Raw genomic sequence first — 16,647 nt, 5'->3', positions numbered from 1 at the left:
ACCGCGTTCAGAGCTCGCTGACGTAGGTCCCGGTGCCGTCGAGAATGTTGCGCAAAGTCAGCTCGACCTCCTCGAGGTCCGTGCCCGCTGAGGTTAGTAGGATCTCCAGCTGCTCCGAGCCCTTGAGCGCATCTCGGTCGCCGGCGGCCACCTCGATCAGCAGGCGGTCGGCGCTCAGCGTGACCTTCAGCCCGTCTAGCGTCGAGGGCTCGTCGTCCAGGGTCAGGTCCACGGTGTCTTCGTCGGGGTAACGGGTGAGCAGGAACATCTGCCCCTTGTCGCTGTGGCAGCACAAGGTCGCCATGTTGTCTTCCTCTTCGTCGCAGGGTGTGGCGAAGAGCAGGGCGGTTTTCAGTTGCATGGGCAGGCTCAGGTCAAAGAAATGAGCGGGAATTCTGACAGCCTTGGGCATGGACATAAACGTAAAGTTACCGCCCCTTGACCGAAATTGTCGCAGCGCTGCAAGCCGTGGTGACCGCTCAGTCGTTAAGCTGCCCAGTCGATGGACACCCGTAAAGCCACAGCCCTGAGGGGCAGTCGTCTTTGCAGGTGCCCATCCATGGAACGGATGGACGTGCAGATCGCGTCCAAACGCCTGGTTTTCACCGCCCTGTCGTCACGGTTTGACTATCGTTGACCGTGAACGGCGGACGCACGCGACGCTTCACCTAATAACAAAGCCCAAGCGGAGTACCACAGATGGCGTTCTTCACCGCAGCCAGCAAAGCCGACTTCCAGCATCAACTGCAAGCGGCCCTGGCGCAGCACATCAGCGAGCAGGCACTGCCACAAGTGGCGCTGTTCGCCGAACAGTTCTTCGGCATCATCTCTCTGGACGAACTCACCCAGCGCAGGCTTTCGGACCTGGCCGGTTGCACCCTCTCTGCCTGGCGCATCATCGAGCGCTTCGACCCCCAACACCCGCAGGTGCGGGTCTATAACCCCGATTACGAACGCCACGGCTGGCAATCGACCCACACCGTGGTCGAGGTGCTGCACCATGACCTGCCGTTCCTGGTCGACTCGGTGCGTACCGAACTCAACCGTCGCGGCTACAGCATCCACACCCTGCAGACCACCGTGCTCAGCGTGCGCCGCGGCGCCAAGGGCGAGCTGCTGGAGTTGCTGCCCAAGGGCACCCAGGGCGAGGGCGTGCGCCATGAATCGCTGATGTACCTGGAGATCGACCGCTGCTCCAGCGCTGCCGAGCTGACCACCCTGACGAAGGAAATCGAGCAGGTGCTGGCCGAGGTGCGGGTGGCTGTCGCCGACTTCGAGCCGATGAAGGCCAAGGTCCGCGACCTGGTGGAGTTGGTAGAGCAGACCGCATTCGGTCCGGCACAACATGACAAGGCCGAGGTGAAGAGCTTCCTGTCGTGGCTGCTGGACAACCATTTCACTTTCCTCGGTTACGAAGAGTTCGTGGTCGAGTCCGACGCCGATGGCGGCCACCTGGTCTATGACGAAGGTTCGTTCCTCGGCCTGACCCGCCTGCTGCGCGCAGGGCTGGGCGCCGATGACCTGCGCATCGAGGACTACGCCGTCGCCTACCTGCGCGCGCCTGAGCTGCTGTCGTTCGCCAAGGCCTCGCAGCCGAGCCGTGTGCACCGCCCGGCGTATCCGGACTACGTGTCGATCCGTCAGATCGACGCCGACGGCAAGGTCGTCAAGGAGTGCCGCTTCATGGGTCTGTACACCTCGTCGGTGTACGGCGAGAGCGTGCGTACCATTCCGTACATCCGTGGCAAGGTCGCTGAAGTCGAGCGCCGCTCGCACTTCGACGCCAAGGCACACCTGGGCAAGGAGCTGGCCCAGGTGCTCGAGGTGCTGCCTCGTGACGATCTGTTCCAGACGCCAGTGGACGAGCTGTTCACCACGGTCATGTCGATCGTGCAGATCCAGGAGCGCAACAAGATCCGCGTGTTCCTGCGCAAGGACCCGTACGGCCGCTTCTGCTACTGCCTGGCCTATGTGCCGCGTGAAATCTACTCCACCGAGGTGCGCCAGAAGATTCAGCAGGTGCTGATGGAGCGCCTGAAGGCCAGCGACTGCGAGTTCTGGACGTTCTTCTCCGAGTCGGTGCTGGCGCGTGTTCAGCTCATCCTGCGCGTCGATCCGAAGAACCGCATCGACCTGGACCCCCAGCAGCTGGAAAACGAAGTCATCCAGGCCTGCCGTTCCTGGCAGGACGACTACTCCGCCCTGGTGGTGGAGAATTTCGGCGAGGCCCAGGGCACCAACATCCTGGCCGACTTCCCCAAAGGCTTCCCGGCCGGCTACCGCGAGCGCTTCGCTGCCCACTCGGCGGTCGTCGACATGCAGCATGTATTGGCGCTGTCCGAGAGCAAGCCGCTGGCGATGAGCTTCTACCAGCCGCTGACCCGTCTGGGCGACCGCCTGCTGCACTGCAAGCTCTACCACGCCGACACCCCGCTGGCGCTGTCGGATGTGCTGCCGATCCTGGAAAACCTGGGCCTGCGCGTGCTCGGCGAGTTCCCGTACCGCCTGCGCCATGCCAGTGGTCGCGAATACTGGATCCACGACTTCGCCTTCACCTACAGCGAAGGCCTGGACCTGGACATCCAACAGCTCAACGACATCTTGCAGGATGCCTTCATCCACATCGTCAAGGGCGACGCCGAGAACGACGCCTTCAACCGCCTGGTACTGACCGCCGGCCTGCCATGGCGTGACGTGGCGCTGCTGCGCGCCTACGCACGCTACCTCAAGCAGATCCGCCTGGGCTTCGACCTGGGTTATATCGCCAGTACCCTGAACAACCACACCGACATCGCCCGCGAGCTGACCCGGTTGTTCAAGACCCGCTTCTACCTGGCACGCAAGCTCACCGTCGAGGACCTGGACGACAAGCAGCAGCGCTTGGAGCAGGCCATTCTCACTGCGCTGGACGAGGTCCAGGTACTCAACGAAGACCGCATCCTGCGTCGCTACCTGGACCTGATCAAGGCCACCCTGCGCACCAACTTCTACCAGCCGGACGCCAACGGGCAGAACAAGTCGTACTTCAGCTTCAAGTTCAACCCCAAGCTGATCCCCGAGCTGCCCAAGCCGGTGCCGAAGTTCGAGATCTTCGTCTACTCGCCGCGGGTCGAGGGTGTGCACCTGCGCTTTGGCAACGTTGCCCGCGGTGGCCTGCGCTGGTCGGACCGTGAAGAAGACTTCCGTACCGAAGTGCTCGGCCTGGTCAAGGCCCAGCAGGTGAAGAACTCGGTGATCGTGCCGGTGGGAGCCAAGGGTGGTTTCCTGCCGCGCCGTCTGCCGTTGGGCGGTAGCCGCGACGAGATCCAGGCCGAGGGCATTGCCTGCTACCGGATCTTCATCTCGGGCTTGCTCGACATTACCGACAACCTCAAGGACGGCGGCGTGGTACCTCCGGCCAACGTGGTGCGTCACGATGACGACGACCCCTACCTGGTAGTGGCCGCGGACAAAGGCACCGCGACCTTCTCCGACATCGCCAACGGCATCGCCAACGACTACGGCTTCTGGCTGGGCGACGCCTTCGCCTCCGGTGGTTCGGCTGGCTACGACCATAAAGGCATGGGCATCACCGCTCGCGGCGCCTGGGTCGGCGTGCAGCGCCACTTCCGCGAACGCGGCATCAATGTGCAGGAAGACCCGATCACCGTGGTAGGTATCGGCGACATGGCCGGCGACGTGTTCGGCAACGGCCTGCTGATGTCGGACAAGCTCAAGCTGGTGGCGGCATTCAACCACCTGCACATCTTCATCGACCCGAATCCTGACCCAGCCACCAGCTTCGTCGAGCGCAAGCGCCTGTTCGAGCTGCCGCGTTCGGCCTGGAGCGACTACGACACCAGCATCATGTCCGAAGGCGGCGGGATCTTCCCGCGTAGCGCCAAGAGCATCGCCATCAGCCCGCAGATGAAGGAACGCTTCGCCATCGAAGCCGACCGCCTGACGCCGACCGAACTGCTGCACGCACTGCTGCAGGCCCCTGTGGATCTGCTGTGGAACGGTGGTATCGGCACCTACGTCAAGGCCAGCAGCGAAAGCCATGCCGATGTCGGCGACAAGGCCAACGACGCATTGCGGGTCAACGGCAATGAACTGCGCTGCAAGGTGGTGGGCGAGGGCGGCAACCTGGGCATGACCCAGCTTGGCCGGGTCGAGTTCGGCCTCAACGGCGGCGCGACCAACACCGACTTCATCGACAACGCCGGTGGCGTGGACTGCTCCGACCACGAGGTCAACATCAAGATCCTGCTCAACGAAGTGGTGCAGGGTGGCGACATGACCGAGAAGCAGCGTAACCAACTGCTCGGTAGCATGACCGACGAAGTCGCCTCGCTGGTGCTGGGCAACAACTACAAACAGACCCAGGCCCTGTCCCTGGCGGCCCGCCGTGCCTTGGAGCGGATCGCCGAGTACAAGCGCCTGATGGCTGATCTGGAGTCGCGTGGCAAACTGGACCGGGCTATCGAGTTCTTGCCGTCCGAGGAGCAACTGGCCGAGCGTTTGGCCGCAGGCCAGGGCCTGACCCGCGCCGAGCTGTCGGTGCTGATTTCCTACAGCAAGATTGACCTCAAGGAGCAACTGCTCAAGTCGTTGGTGCCCGATGACGACTACCTGACCCGCGACATGGAGAACGCGTTCCCGCCGTCGCTGGTCAGCAAGTTCGCTGACGCCATGCGCCGTCATCGCCTCAAGCGCGAAATCGTCAGCAACCAGATCGCCAACGACCTGGTCAACAACATGGGCATCACGTTCGTCCAGCGTCTGAAGGAATCCACCGGCATGAGCCCGGCCAACGTCGCCGGTGCCTATGTGATCGTTCGGGACATTTTCCACCTGCCGCACTGGTTCCGTCAGATCGAGGCGCTGGACTACCAAGTCCCGGCCGAGATCCAGCTGACCCTGATGGATGAGCTGATGCGCCTGGGGCGTCGCGCGACCCGTTGGTTCCTGCGCAGCCGCCGCAACGAGCAGGATGCCGGTCGCGATGTCGCGCACTTCGGGCCGAAGATCGCCCAATTGGGCCTGAAGCTCGATGAGCTGCTCGAAGGCCCGACCCGCGATCGCTGGCAGCAACGCTACCAGGGCTTCGTCGAAGCCGGGGTGCCGGAGTTGCTGGCGCGCATGGTCGCAGGCACCACCCACCTGTACACCCTGTTGCCGATCATCGAGGCCTCGGATGTCACCGGTCACGATCCGGCCCAGGTGGCCAAGGCGTTCTTCGCCGTGGGCAGCTCGCTGGACCTGACCTGGTATCTGCAGGAGATCAGCAACCTGCCGGTGGAGAACAACTGGCAGGCCCTGGCCCGCGAGGCGTTCCGCGACGACATCGACCTGCAACAGCGAGCGATCACCATCTCTGTGTTGCAGATGGCCGATGCACCGGAAGACATGGACGCCCGTGTCGCACTGTGGTGTGAACAGCACCGGGTGATGACGGAGCGCTGGCGCGCCATGCTCGATGACCTGCGCAACGCCACGGGCACCGACTACGCGATGTATGCGGTGGCCAACCGTGAGCTGGTCGACTTGGCCATGAGCGGGCAGGCGGCGGTGATACCGTCCTGAGCGTAAGCTGAAAACAAAAAGCCCCGGCAGCGATGCCGGGGCTTTTTTCATTGGGGCTGTCGAGATTCGTGACGGCGGCGGGCACGTCTGCGGGAACGGATAGGCCCGCGAAACAAACGGCGCGGATGTTACTTGAAACGCCGCTCTACACCCTTCTCAACCAGAATCTTCGCCGAGATTTCCTCCACCGAGAAATGCGTGGAGTTGATGTGCGGGATGTTCTCCCGGCGAAACAGGCTCTCCACCTCGCGCACCTCGAACTCGCACTGGGCGAAGCTCGAATAGCGGCTATTGGGCTTGCGCTCGTGGCGGATGGCGGTGAGGCGGTCGGGGTCGATGGTCAGGCCAAACAACTTGTGATGGTACTTTTTCAGTACCGCCGGCAATTGCAGGCGTTCCATGTCGTCTTCGGTCAGTGGGTAGTTGGCCGCACGGATGCCGAATTGCATGGCCATGTACAAACACGTCGGCGTCTTGCCACATCGCGACACGCCCACGAGGATCAGGTCGGCTTTGTCGTAATAATGGGTGCGCGCGCCATCGTCGTTATCCAAGGCGAAGTTGACTGCCTCGATGCGCTCCATGTAGTTGGAGTTGCCGCCAATCGAGTGGGACTTGCCCACGGAATACGACGAATGGGCGGTCAATTCCTGCTCGAGCGGGGATAAAAACGTCGAAAAGATGTCGATCATGAAGCCGTTCGACGTTGCCAGGATTTCCCGAATGTCCTGGTTGACGATGGTGTCGAAAATGATCGGCCGCATGCCGTCCCGTTCGGCGGCAGCATTGATTTGCTGCACCATGCTCCGGGCTTTGTCCGGGGTGTCGATGTAGGGGCGAGTGAATTTATTGAAAGGAATGCTTTCGAATTGTGCCAGCAGGCTTTGGCCCAGTGTTTCTGCAGTGATACCGGTACCGTCGGAGATGAAGAACGCGGATCGTTTCATTTGCACCCTGGGCCTTAAGCTGCCGAAGTTTTCTGGAGTATGATAGGTTCGGTTTGCCGAACTTGACTGTTTGGCATTCTCACTTATTTTCCAGGTCCAGGCCACAAGCGTCCGGCCAAGTCAGTGTGACAGGCGGCCGCCCTTGAGCTTTTCCAATACAGTTAGTGGAGAGATCACCTTGGTAGAGTACGTAGTTTCCCTCGATAAGCTCGGCGTCCATGATGTAGAGCATGTGGGGGGCAAGAACGCATCCCTGGGCGAGATGATCAGTAACCTCGCAGGTGCCGGCGTATCGGTGCCGGGCGGCTTTGCCACTACGGCTCAGGCGTACCGCGATTTTCTCGAGCAGAGTGGCCTGAACGACCGTATCCACGCAGCCCTGGACGCGTTGGACGTCGATGATGTCAACGCCCTGGCCAAGACCGGCGCGCAGATCCGCCAATGGGTAATGGAAGCCGAGTTCCCGGCGCGTCTGGATGCCGAAATCCGCACCGCCTTCGCCGAAATGTCCCAAGGCAACGACAACATGGCCGTGGCCGTGCGCTCCTCGGCCACCGCTGAAGACCTGCCGGACGCCTCCTTCGCCGGACAGCAGGAAACCTTCCTGAACATCCGTGGCGTGGACAACGTGATCCGCGCCGCCAAGGAGGTGTTCGCCTCCCTGTTCAACGACCGCGCCATCGCCTATCGCGTGCACCAGGGCTTCGACCACAAACTGGTCGCCCTGTCCGCCGGCGTGCAGCGCATGGTCCGTTCGGAAACCGGCACCGCCGGTGTGATGTTCACCCTCGACACCGAGTCGGGCTTCCGTGACGTGGTGTTCATCACCGGCGCCTACGGCCTGGGCGAAACCGTCGTACAGGGTGCGGTCAACCCTGACGAGTTCTACGTCCACAAGCAAACCCTGCAGGCCGGCCGCCCGGCCATCCTGCGCCGCAATCTGGGCAGCAAGGCCATCAAGATGATCTACGGCGACGAGGCCAAGGCCGGTCGTTCGGTCAAGACCGTCGATGTCGACCGTGCCGACCGCGCGCGCTTCTGCCTGACCGACGCCGAGGTCAGCGAGCTGGCCAAGCAGGCCATGATCATCGAGCAGCACTACCAGCGCCCGATGGACATCGAGTGGGCCAAGGACGGTGACGACGGCAAGCTGTACATCGTCCAGGCACGTCCCGAGACCGTGAAGAGCCGTTCCAGCGCCAATGTCATGGAGCGCTACCTGCTCAAGGAGAAGGGCACTGTCCTGGTGGAAGGTCGCGCCATCGGCCAGCGCATCGGCGCCGGCAAGGTTCGCGTGATCCACGACGTCTCCGAGATGGACAAGGTCCAGCCGGGCGACGTGCTGGTCTCGGACATGACCGACCCGGACTGGGAACCTGTCATGAAGCGCGCCAGCGCCATCGTCACCAACCGCGGCGGGCGCACCTGCCACGCGGCGATCATTGCCCGTGAACTGGGCATTCCGGCGGTCGTCGGTTGTGGCAATGCCACTCAAGTGCTCAAGGACGGCCAGGGCGTGACCGTCTCCTGCGCCGAAGGCGACACCGGCTTCATCTTCGAAGGTGAGCTGGGCTTCGACGTCAAGCAGAACTCGGTCGACGCCATGCCTGAGCTGCCGTTCAAGATCATGATGAACGTCGGCAACCCGGACCGAGCCTTCGACTTCGCCCAACTGCCGAACGCAGGCGTGGGCCTGGCGCGCCTGGAGTTCATCATCAACCGCATGATCGGCGTGCACCCCAAGGCGCTGCTCAACTACGCAGGCCTGCCGGCCGACCTCAAGGAAAGCGTCGACAAGCGCGTGGCCGGTTACTCCGACCCGGTCGGCTTCTATGTCGAGAAGCTGGTCGAGGGTATCAGCACCCTGGCCGCGGCGTTCTATCCGAAGAAGGTCATCGTGCGCCTTTCGGACTTCAAGTCCAACGAATACGCCAACCTGATCGGCGGCAAGCTGTACGAACCGGAAGAAGAGAACCCAATGCTGGGCTTCCGTGGCGCCTCGCGTTACATCAGCGAGTCGTTCCGTGACTGCTTCGAGCTCGAGTGCCGCGCCCTCAAGCGTGTGCGCGACGAAATGGGCCTGACCAACGTCGAGATCATGGTGCCATTCGTGCGCACCCTGGGCGAGGCGAGCCAGGTGGTCGATCTGCTGGCCGAAAACGGCCTGGGCCGTGGCGTCAATGGTCTGCGTGTGATCATGATGTGCGAACTGCCGTCCAACGCCTTGCTGGCCGATGAGTTCCTCGAGTACTTCGACGGCTTCTCCATCGGTTCCAACGACCTGACCCAGCTGACCCTGGGCCTGGACCGTGACTCCGGCATCATTGCCCACCTGTTCGACGAGCGTAACCCGGCAGTGAAGAAGCTGCTGGCCAACGCCATCGCCGCGTGCAACAAGGCCGGCAAGTACATCGGTATCTGTGGCCAGGGCCCTTCGGATCACCCAGACCTGGCCAAGTGGCTGATGGAGCAGGGCATCGAGAGCGTATCGCTGAACCCAGACTCGGTGCTCGAGACCTGGTTCTTCCTGGCTGAGGATCAGGGCGCGGCATGATGCAATGAACGCGGGAGCGCTTCACGGCGCCCCTGCCTGGTTTCTTCCAGGGCGAGTTCCAGCGATGGATCCCGCCCTTTTTTGTGCAATCGACCTATGCAAAGCAGCAGTACCCTGTTTCCCGTGGCCTTGCTCAGCGCCGAGCGCCGGGGTGATCTGAGCGAGGATGTGTACCGGATCAAGGCCGGCAACAGCCCCGACCCCAGCGTCGAGTTGGCCGTTACACGCCTGGGGCTGGCCGACCAGGCCGTAGCCCAAGGCGTGCCGGTGATTCTCCTGCACGGCAGCTTCTCCAATCGCCGCTTCTGGTATTCGCCCAAGGGCGTCGGCCTAGGCGCCTTTCTGGCGCGCGCCGGGTTCGATGTGTGGATTCCGGAAATGCGCGGCCATGGACTTTCTCCCCGCAACCGCCACTGGCGTCACAACCGGGTGGCCGACTATGCCCGCTTCGACTTGCCGGTGATCGGCGCATTCATCCAGGAGCAGGTCGGCCAGGCGCCGCACTGGATCGGCCATTCCCTGGGTGGCACCATCCTCGCCGCAGCCCTGGGCGGCGCGTACTTGGCAGCCGAGCAGGTGGCCAGCGCGGCGTTCTTCGGTACCCAGGTCAGTCGGGTCTATTGGCCGTTGAAGGTTCCGCCTGTGGCCTGGAGCGCGCGTTTGCTGCTCAAGCGTCTAGGTCAGCTGTCCGGGTCGCGGCTCAAACGTGGGCCGGAGGACGAGCCGATCGGTCTGGCCTTGGAGACCCTGGGCTGGCACGGCCTGTTCGGGCGTTTCGGCGACAAGCAGGACGACTGGTGGGCGGGGCTGGCGACCGTGAACGTGCCGGTGCTGGCAGTGGCCGGTGCGGCAGATTACCAGGACCCGGTCTGGGCCTGCCGCAAGTTGTTCGAGCAGTTGGGTGGCCAGCGCAAGCAGTTTTTACGGCTTGGCGCTGAAGAAGGCTTCGACGCATTCGGGCATGTGGACATGTTGGTTAGCAAGGCGGCCCAGGTGCAGGTATGGCCACTGGTGGAGCGCTGGCTGAGGGCCCCTGAATCACCGTTGCCGGGGGCTACGGTGGCCGCCGAATCCGCCGAAGAGCAGTAGCGGCTGACTGAGTAGTCTCGGATGACTGCAAGGCCCTCCCCGGTGTAGCCTTGCTCAAACCCGCTTTCGTTGTGACTGACAGGAGTTTGCCATGCAGCATTACGTAACGCCCGACTTGTGCGACGCCTACCCGGACCTGGTCCAGGTCCTGGAGCCCATGTTCAGCAACTTCGGTGGCCGCGATTCCTTTGGTGGCCAGATCGTCACGATCAAATGCTTCGAGGACAACTCGCTGGTCAAGGAGCAGGTCGAGCTCGATGGCAAGGGTAAGGTCCTGGTGGTGGACGGCGGTGGTTCGCTGCGCCGCGCGCTTCTGGGTGACATGCTGGCCGAAAAGGCGGCCAAGAACGGCTGGGAAGGCCTGGTGATCTATGGCTGTGTGCGTGACGTGGACGTGCTGGTGCAGACCGACGTCGGTGTCCAGGCCCTGGCCAGTCACCCGATGAAGACCGACAAGCGCGGTATTGGCGATCTCAACGTGGCCGTGACCTTCGCTGGGGTGACCTTCCGTCCGGGCGAATATGTGTATGCCGACAACAATGGCGTGATCGTCTCGCCAAGCCCGTTGAAAATGCCGGAGTGATGCGCCGCGCGCGCTGATGGAGCAGGAATGTTCGAGGAAGACAACGCGCAGTGGGGGCTGGTCCATGCCCTGGTGCTCGATGGTAAAGGCGGTGCGCGCTCGATTGCCCGGACAGCGCTGGATGCGCTCCAGTTGCAACCAGAGGAAAGCCTTTGGTTGCACTGGGATCGCAGCCATCCCCAGACGCGTACCTGGTTGCTCCAGGAGAGCGGCCTGAGCACCTTCGCCTGCGACTTGCTGCTGGAAGAGAACACGCGTCCGCGTCTGTTGCCCTTGGCCAACGAGCAGATGCTTTTGTTTTTGCGGGGCGTGAATCTCAATCCCGGCGCCGAGCCCGAAGACATGGTCTCGGTGCGGATCTTCGCCGAGGCCCGGCGAGTGATTTCGTTGCGCCTGCGACCACTGCGCGCCAGTGATGAAGTGCTTCAGCAATTGGACGAGGGCAGGGGGCCGAAGTCGGCCTCCGAGCTGTTGCTGCTGATGGGGGAGCTGCTTACCGAGAAGGTCCAGGCGTTGGTTAGCGACCTGTCGGAAGTGGTCGATCTCGAAGAAGAGAAGGTGGAAACCGATGAACGGTATTCGCCGGTGCAAGGCAGCCTGCAACAGATCCGCCGTCGTGCTGCTGGGCTACGGCGTTTTCTCGCCCCACAGCGGGAACTCTATGCGCAACTTTCGCGCAACAAGTGGAGCTGGTTCGGCGAAGGGGATGCCGACTACTGGAACGAGCTGAACAACAGCCTGATCCGCTATCTCGAAGAGCTCGAGCTGACCCGCGAGCGGGCCGCTCTGGTGCTGGAAAGCGAGGATCGACGGCGCAGTGAGCGGATGAACCGGACCATGTACCGCTTCGGCATCATCACCTGCATTTTCCTGCCGATGAGCTTCGTCACCGGCCTGCTGGGCATCAATGTCGGGGGCATTCCGGGCGCCGAGAGCCCGTATGGCTTCCTGTTCGCCTGCGCCGTGGTGCTGGGGTTGGCGGCGGGGCAATGGTGGCTGTTCCGACGGTTACGCTGGGTATGATGGGCTGTCCGGCCGGGGGATGCATGAGGCATTTTGAAACATCCGTCCCATATTCATGTGTGACCCGTAGTCCCGAGCCCTCGTCTTTGACAGACATTGCGCGAGGTGCCTATGCACGATCCGTTTGAAGAATCCTTGCGCGACCTGCTCAAGGCATCGCCGTCCGGCCAGGACCGAGACGATGCCGCATGCCTGGGTCGCGTCCTCAAGACCGCCAACCGCCAGGTCGGCGCGGGCGATCTGTTCAGCTTGCTGGGGCGCTGGAGCCAGGCGCTGATGATCGCTGTGAACAATGGCTCGGCGCATGTCGCGCCGGTGCGTCGCAACCCTGCCGCTGGCAGAAAAGCAGATAAGGCCGATTGAATATGGAACTCGATCTCTGGACCCAGAGCCTGGTCACCGCCATGACCGCCCTTTGGACCAAGGTGGCGAACTTCATCCCGAACCTGTTCGGCGCCCTGGTCGTGGTGTTGCTCGGCTTCGTGGTAGCCAAGCTGCTCGATACGTTGTTGTCCAAACTGCTGGCCAAGTTCGGCCTGGACCGCCTGATGAGCGGTACCGGTCTGACCAAGATGCTCAGCAGGGTGGGCATCCAGGTCCCGATTTCTACCTTGATCGGCAAGATCGTCTATTGGTTCGTGTTGCTGATTTTCCTGGTTTCGGCCGCCGAGTCCTTGGGCCTTGAGCGTGTCTCGGCCACCTTGGACATGCTCGCCCTTTACCTGCCCAAGGTATTTGGCGCAGCTCTAGTGCTGCTGGCTGGCGTGCTGTTGGCGCAGTTGGCCAATGGCTTGGTACGTGGCGCTGCCGAAGGCGTCGGTCTGGAGTATGCCGCAGGCGTCGGGCGTATCGCCCAAGGCCTGGTGATTATCATCAGCATCTCGGTTGCGATCAGCCAGTTGGAGGTCAAGACCGATCTGCTCAACCATGTCATCGTCATCGGCCTGATTACCGTTGGTCTGGCCGTTGCGTTGGCGATGGGGCTGGGCAGCCGGGAAATTGCCGGGCAAATACTGGCAGGCATCTACGTGCGCGAACTCTATCAAGTGGGCCAGCAGGTGCGGATTGGAGAGGTTGAAGGGCATATCGAGGAGATCGGTACGGTCAAGACGACCCTGCTGACCGATGATGGCGAATTGGTGTCGCTTTCGAATCGAGAATTGCTCGAACAGCGAGTCAATAGCCGCTAACCGCACAAAAGCTGTTAATGTATGCCGCCGCGAAAACGGCCCAAGGGGGCCGCGCGGCGACATTGACCTGACTGTCGGCCAGATCCGTTTTGAATAAAGTTCACTCGCCGCCCATGCGCTATGACCCCCGTGAGCTCACCGATGAGGAGTTGGTGGCGCGTTCGCATGAGGAGCTGTATCACGTAACGCGCGCCTATGAAGAACTCATGCGGCGCTATCAGCGGACCCTTTTCAACGTCTGCGCGCGTTATCTGGGGAACGACCGGGATGCCGACGATGTCTGCCAGGAAGTGATGCTCAAGGTGCTCTACGGTCTGAAGAACTTCGAGGGTAAGTCCAAGTTCAAGACCTGGCTCTACAGCATCACCTACAACGAATGCATTACCCAGTACCGCAAGGAGCGTCGCAAGCGACGGTTGATGGATGCCTTGAGTCTGGACCCTGTTGAAGAGGCGTCCGAAGAGAAGGCACCCAAGGCCGAAGAGAAGGGCGGACTGGACAGATGGCTGGTGCATGTGAACCCGATCGACCGGGAAATCCTAGTGCTTCGATTTGTCGCAGAGCTGGAATTTCAGGAGATCGCCGACATCATGCACATGGGCCTGAGCGCCACGAAAATGCGCTACAAGCGTGCGCTCGACAAGCTTAGAGAGAAATTTACGGGGCTGGCTGAAACTTAGCACCGCGTAAATATCTCTAACCAACCGGCAAGTTCTGCTAGACTTGCCGTCGAGTTGTCCCCCGGATGTTGGTGGGACTGCTTAACTATCACCAGATGGGGATTTAACGGATGAAATTGAAAAACACCTTGGGCTTGGCCATTGGTTCGCTTGTAGCCGCCACTTCGTTTGGCGCTCTGGCACAAGGTCAAGGCGCCGTCGAGACCGAACTCTTCTACAAGAAAGAGTTCTTCGACAGCCAGCGCGACTTCAAGAACGACGGCAACCTGTTCGGTGGCTCGATCGGTTACTTCCTGACCGACGACGTCGAACTGCGTCTGGGCTATGACGAAGTTCACAACGCTCGTGGCGAAGACGGTAAGAACATCAAGGGCTCCAACACTGCCCTGGACGCCGTTTACCACTTCAACAACCCGTACGACGCCATCCGTCCGTACGTTTCGGCTGGTTTCTCGCACCAGAGCCTGGGCCAGACCGGCCGTGGTGGTCGTAACCACTCCACCTTCGCCAACGTTGGCGCTGGCGCCAAGTGGTACATCACTGACATGTTCTACGCCCGTGCTGGCGTTGAAGCTCAGTACAACATCGACCAGGGCGACACCGAGTGGGCTCCTAGCGTCGGTATCGGCATGAACTTCGGCGGTAGCCCGAAGCAAGCTGAAGCTGCTCCGGCTCCTGTTGCTGAAGTCTGCTCCGACAGCGACAACGACGGCGTTTGCGACAACGTCGACAAGTGCCCTGACACCCCGGCCAACGTTACCGTTGACGCCGACGGCTGCCCGGCTGTTGCCGAAGTCGTACGTGTTGAGCTGGACGTCAAGTTCGACTTCGACAAGTCGGTCGTCAAGCCAAACAGCTACGGTGACATCAAGAACCTGGCTGACTTCATGAAGCAGTACCCACAGACCACCACCACCGTTGAAGGTCACACCGACTCCGTTGGTCCAGACGCTTACAACCAGAAGCTGTCCGAGCGTCGCGCCAATGCTGTCAAGCAGGTCCTGACCCAGCAGTACGGTGTTGAATCCAGCCGTATCGACTCGGTTGGCTACGGTGAGACCCGTCCGGTTGCTGATAACGCCACCGAAGAAGGCCGCGCCATCAACCGTCGCGTTGAAGCTCAGGTCGAAGCCCAGGCCAAGTAATTTGGTTTGATGCTTCATGAAAAACCCGGCCTCGGCCGGGTTTTTCTTTTTTCGGGGGACGCCCGGTGAGGGTCCCAGGAGAATTGCTGCACGCCTGTTTTCCAGGGATTCTCGTCCGCTTAGGGCACGCGATGTGGAACTGACAAGCAACCCATGAGCCTAGAGCCCTGTCGTCCGAGCCGCGCGGTGGCTATAATCGCCCCCTCACTCACCGCGAGTCTTGCCCGCCCATGTATACCCTGGCCCGCCAGCTGTTGTTCAAGCTTTCCCCGGAAACCTCCCACGACCTCTCCCTAGACCTGATCGGCGCCGGTGGCCGCCTCGGTCTCAATGGCCTGCTGTGCAAGCAGCCGGCGGCGCTGCCGGTGACAGTCATGGGCTTGAACTTTGCCAATCCGGTGGGCCTTGCCGCAGGTCTGGACAAGAACGGCGCCGCCATCGACGGCTTCGCCCAGCTCGGTTTCGGCTTTGTCGAAATCGGTACCGTGACGCCACGCCCGCAGCCTGGCAACCCCAAGCCGAGACTGTTCCGGCTGCCAGAGGCCACTGCGATCATCAATCGCATGGGCTTCAACAACCTGGGTGTCGATCATTTGCTGACGCGGGTACGTGCGTCGCGCTTCGACGGCGTGCTGGGCATCAATATTGGCAAGAACTTCGATACCCCGGTCGAGCGCGCGGTGGATGACTATCTGATCTGCCTGGAAAAGGTCTACACAGCCGCCAGCTATATCACCGTCAACGTCAGTTCGCCCAATACCCCAGGTCTGCGTACCCTGCAGTTCGGCGACTCGCTCAAGCAACTGCTCCAGGCGCTGGCCGTGCGCCGCGAACAACTGGCCAGTGAGCATGGCAAGCGTGTGCCGCTGGCGATCAAGATCGCCCCGGACATGACTGATGAAGAAACCGCCATGGTGGCCTCTGCGTTGCTCGAGACAGGCATGGACGCAGTGATCGCGACCAATACCACCCTGAGCCGCGAAGGTGTCCAGGGCCTGCCGTACGGTGAAGAGGCGGGCGGGCTGTCCGGCGCGCCAGTGCTCGAAAAAAGCACCCACACCGTGAAAGTTCTGGCAGGCGAGCTGGCCGGTAAGTTGCCGATCATCGCCGCAGGCGGTATCACCGAGGGGCGTCATGCCGCCGAGAAGATCGCTGCCGGCGCGAGCCTGGTGCAGATTTACTCGGGCTTCATTTATAAAGGGCCGGCGCTGATCCGTGAGGCAGTGGACGCGATTGCTGCCATGCCTCGGCCGTAAAAAGGCAGGCATAAAAAAGGGCCCCTTGAAGGGGCCCCTGGGCCTCAGCCCGCCGCCCGGATAGGGCGCGCATGGTGACTCGAATTCAGTGTCCTCGTCTCAGCCAACGGCGTGATTTTCGTTGAGTCTCTGGATGCCTGCGGTGCCGGTCATACCATCCCAGTTATCGCCCCGGCCCTCCCGCCAGCCATTGATCCAGGCTTGACGAACGGATGGCAGATTGAAGGGGCAAAGTTCGCGGGATTTGCCGGTAACCCCGTATTGGTAGCCACGTGAATATGCTCTTTCCAACGGATCACGCTTAAGTCTTCTCATAGGGTGTTGCCCTCACTTGTTGACTGTAATGTCCCGTCGGCCTCTCCGAGGCCGGGCAGAATCGTTCTGCCGGTGTGCGCTCGCTGCCGGCGTGGCGAGCAGAAAGTGTTGCCTCGTTGCGAGACAACCTGAGACCAGTTCTAACCAAAGCGGGTCACAGTGTGAATGATCGATTTGTCATAAGGACGTAACGTTTCATAGGGTCAAAGGATAAGTAAATAATTGCGACTCAACGTGATTTGTCCTTAAGCCCGCTATGATCAGGGTTTAATGCCCTTTGCAGTCATCTGGCCAGCGTCG

Annotated in this window: 13 protein-coding genes; 10 read left to right on the top strand and 3 right to left on the bottom strand. The window is 61.6% G+C overall.

Features of this window, described 5'->3' with window-relative positions; genetic code table 11:
* Window positions 1–7: 7 nt before the first annotated feature.
* A complete protein-coding gene (locus tag AB1N67_RS17290) occupies window positions 8–361 on the bottom strand; it encodes a hypothetical protein (RefSeq protein ID WP_367863316.1) in 354 nt (117 codons plus the stop codon).
* A 338-nt stretch (window positions 362–699) separates the two neighbouring features.
* Between AB1N67_RS17290 and AB1N67_RS17285 the strand changes: the two genes are divergently transcribed.
* Window positions 700–5,565: an NAD-glutamate dehydrogenase gene (locus AB1N67_RS17285; RefSeq protein WP_070573361.1), complete on the top strand. Its 4,866-nt coding sequence runs from the start codon at window positions 700–702 to the stop codon at window positions 5,563–5,565.
* Between the two features lie 128 nt (window positions 5,566–5,693).
* Here the strand turns inward: AB1N67_RS17285 and AB1N67_RS17280 are convergent, their stop codons facing one another.
* A complete protein-coding gene (locus AB1N67_RS17280) occupies window positions 5,694–6,512 on the bottom strand; it encodes a pyruvate, water dikinase regulatory protein (RefSeq protein WP_043206750.1) in 819 nt (272 codons plus the stop codon).
* Window positions 6,513–6,690: 178 nt separating this feature from the next.
* Between AB1N67_RS17280 and ppsA the strand changes: the two genes are divergently transcribed.
* From ppsA to AB1N67_RS17235, 9 genes are all read left to right on the top strand, one after another.
* Window positions 6,691–9,066 carry a phosphoenolpyruvate synthase gene (gene ppsA, locus AB1N67_RS17275; protein WP_070573363.1) on the top strand — a complete coding sequence of 792 codons (2,376 nt, stop codon included), beginning with the start codon at window positions 6,691–6,693 and terminating at the stop codon, window positions 9,064–9,066.
* Between the two features lie 96 nt (window positions 9,067–9,162).
* Window positions 9,163–10,155 (top strand): alpha/beta fold hydrolase, encoded by a 993-nt coding sequence (locus tag AB1N67_RS17270; protein ID WP_182815949.1) that lies wholly within the window; start codon window positions 9,163–9,165, stop codon window positions 10,153–10,155.
* Window positions 10,156–10,246: 91 nt separating this feature from the next.
* On the top strand, window positions 10,247–10,738 hold the full coding sequence (gene rraA / locus AB1N67_RS17265) for a ribonuclease E activity regulator RraA (protein WP_043206744.1): 492 nt from the start codon (window positions 10,247–10,249) through the stop codon (window positions 10,736–10,738).
* A 27-nt stretch (window positions 10,739–10,765) separates the two neighbouring features.
* A complete protein-coding gene (locus AB1N67_RS17260; protein ID WP_043206743.1) occupies window positions 10,766–11,761 on the top strand; it encodes a zinc transporter ZntB in 996 nt (331 codons plus the stop codon).
* Window positions 11,762–11,872: 111 nt separating this feature from the next.
* On the top strand, window positions 11,873–12,124 hold the full coding sequence (locus AB1N67_RS17255) for a hypothetical protein (protein ID WP_043206741.1): 252 nt from the start codon (window positions 11,873–11,875) through the stop codon (window positions 12,122–12,124).
* 2 nt (window positions 12,125–12,126) lie between these two features.
* Window positions 12,127–12,951, top strand: a complete 825-nt coding sequence (locus AB1N67_RS17250) for a mechanosensitive ion channel domain-containing protein (RefSeq protein ID WP_043206740.1) — start codon at window positions 12,127–12,129, stop codon at window positions 12,949–12,951.
* A gap of 113 nt (window positions 12,952–13,064) precedes the next feature.
* Window positions 13,065–13,631 (top strand): RNA polymerase sigma factor SigX, encoded by a 567-nt coding sequence (gene sigX / locus AB1N67_RS17245; RefSeq protein ID WP_043206738.1) that lies wholly within the window; start codon window positions 13,065–13,067, stop codon window positions 13,629–13,631.
* 110 nt (window positions 13,632–13,741) lie between these two features.
* Window positions 13,742–14,776 carry an OmpA family protein gene (locus AB1N67_RS17240; protein ID WP_043206737.1) on the top strand — a complete coding sequence of 345 codons (1,035 nt, stop codon included), beginning with the start codon at window positions 13,742–13,744 and terminating at the stop codon, window positions 14,774–14,776.
* A 230-nt stretch (window positions 14,777–15,006) separates the two neighbouring features.
* Window positions 15,007–16,032: a quinone-dependent dihydroorotate dehydrogenase gene (locus AB1N67_RS17235; protein WP_043206735.1), complete on the top strand. Its 1,026-nt coding sequence runs from the start codon at window positions 15,007–15,009 to the stop codon at window positions 16,030–16,032.
* Window positions 16,033–16,131: 99 nt separating this feature from the next.
* Here AB1N67_RS17235 and AB1N67_RS17230 read toward each other — a convergent pair whose 3' ends face one another.
* Window positions 16,132–16,347 carry a ribosome modulation factor gene (locus tag AB1N67_RS17230; RefSeq protein WP_080642046.1) on the bottom strand — a complete coding sequence of 72 codons (216 nt, stop codon included), beginning with the start codon at window positions 16,345–16,347 and terminating at the stop codon, window positions 16,132–16,134.
* Window positions 16,348–16,647 lie beyond the last annotated feature (300 nt).

Origin of the sequence: Pseudomonas guariconensis (assembly GCF_040822035.1) — a bacterium.
In the GTDB taxonomy this organism is placed as follows: Bacteria; Pseudomonadota; Gammaproteobacteria; order Pseudomonadales; family Pseudomonadaceae; genus Aquipseudomonas; species Aquipseudomonas guariconensis.
The sequence above is the reverse complement of the archived record's forward strand: the minus strand, read 5'-3'. Positions and strand labels throughout refer to the sequence as shown.

Bases quoted from the DNA above. Each gene is read 5' to 3' on its own strand.
- AB1N67_RS17290 (WP_367863316.1), bottom strand. From the start codon at position 361: ATGCAACTGAAAACCGCCCTGCTCTTCGCCACACCCTGCGACGAAGAG.
- AB1N67_RS17285 (WP_070573361.1), top strand. From the start codon at position 700: ATGGCGTTCTTCACCGCAGCCAGCAAAGCCGACTTCCAGCATCAACTG.
- AB1N67_RS17280 (WP_043206750.1), bottom strand. From the start codon at position 6,512: ATGAAACGATCCGCGTTCTTCATCTCCGACGGTACCGGTATCACTGCA.
- AB1N67_RS17270 (WP_182815949.1), top strand. From the start codon at position 9,163: ATGCAAAGCAGCAGTACCCTGTTTCCCGTGGCCTTGCTCAGCGCCGAG.
- rraA (WP_043206744.1), top strand. From the start codon at position 10,247: ATGCAGCATTACGTAACGCCCGACTTGTGCGACGCCTACCCGGACCTG.
- AB1N67_RS17260 (WP_043206743.1), top strand. From the start codon at position 10,766: ATGTTCGAGGAAGACAACGCGCAGTGGGGGCTGGTCCATGCCCTGGTG.
- AB1N67_RS17255 (WP_043206741.1), top strand. From the start codon at position 11,873: ATGCACGATCCGTTTGAAGAATCCTTGCGCGACCTGCTCAAGGCATCG.
- AB1N67_RS17250 (WP_043206740.1), top strand. From the start codon at position 12,127: ATGGAACTCGATCTCTGGACCCAGAGCCTGGTCACCGCCATGACCGCC.
- sigX (WP_043206738.1), top strand. From the start codon at position 13,065: ATGCGCTATGACCCCCGTGAGCTCACCGATGAGGAGTTGGTGGCGCGT.
- AB1N67_RS17240 (WP_043206737.1), top strand. From the start codon at position 13,742: ATGAAATTGAAAAACACCTTGGGCTTGGCCATTGGTTCGCTTGTAGCC.
- AB1N67_RS17235 (WP_043206735.1), top strand. From the start codon at position 15,007: ATGTATACCCTGGCCCGCCAGCTGTTGTTCAAGCTTTCCCCGGAAACC.
- AB1N67_RS17230 (WP_080642046.1), bottom strand. From the start codon at position 16,347: ATGAGAAGACTTAAGCGTGATCCGTTGGAAAGAGCATATTCACGTGGC.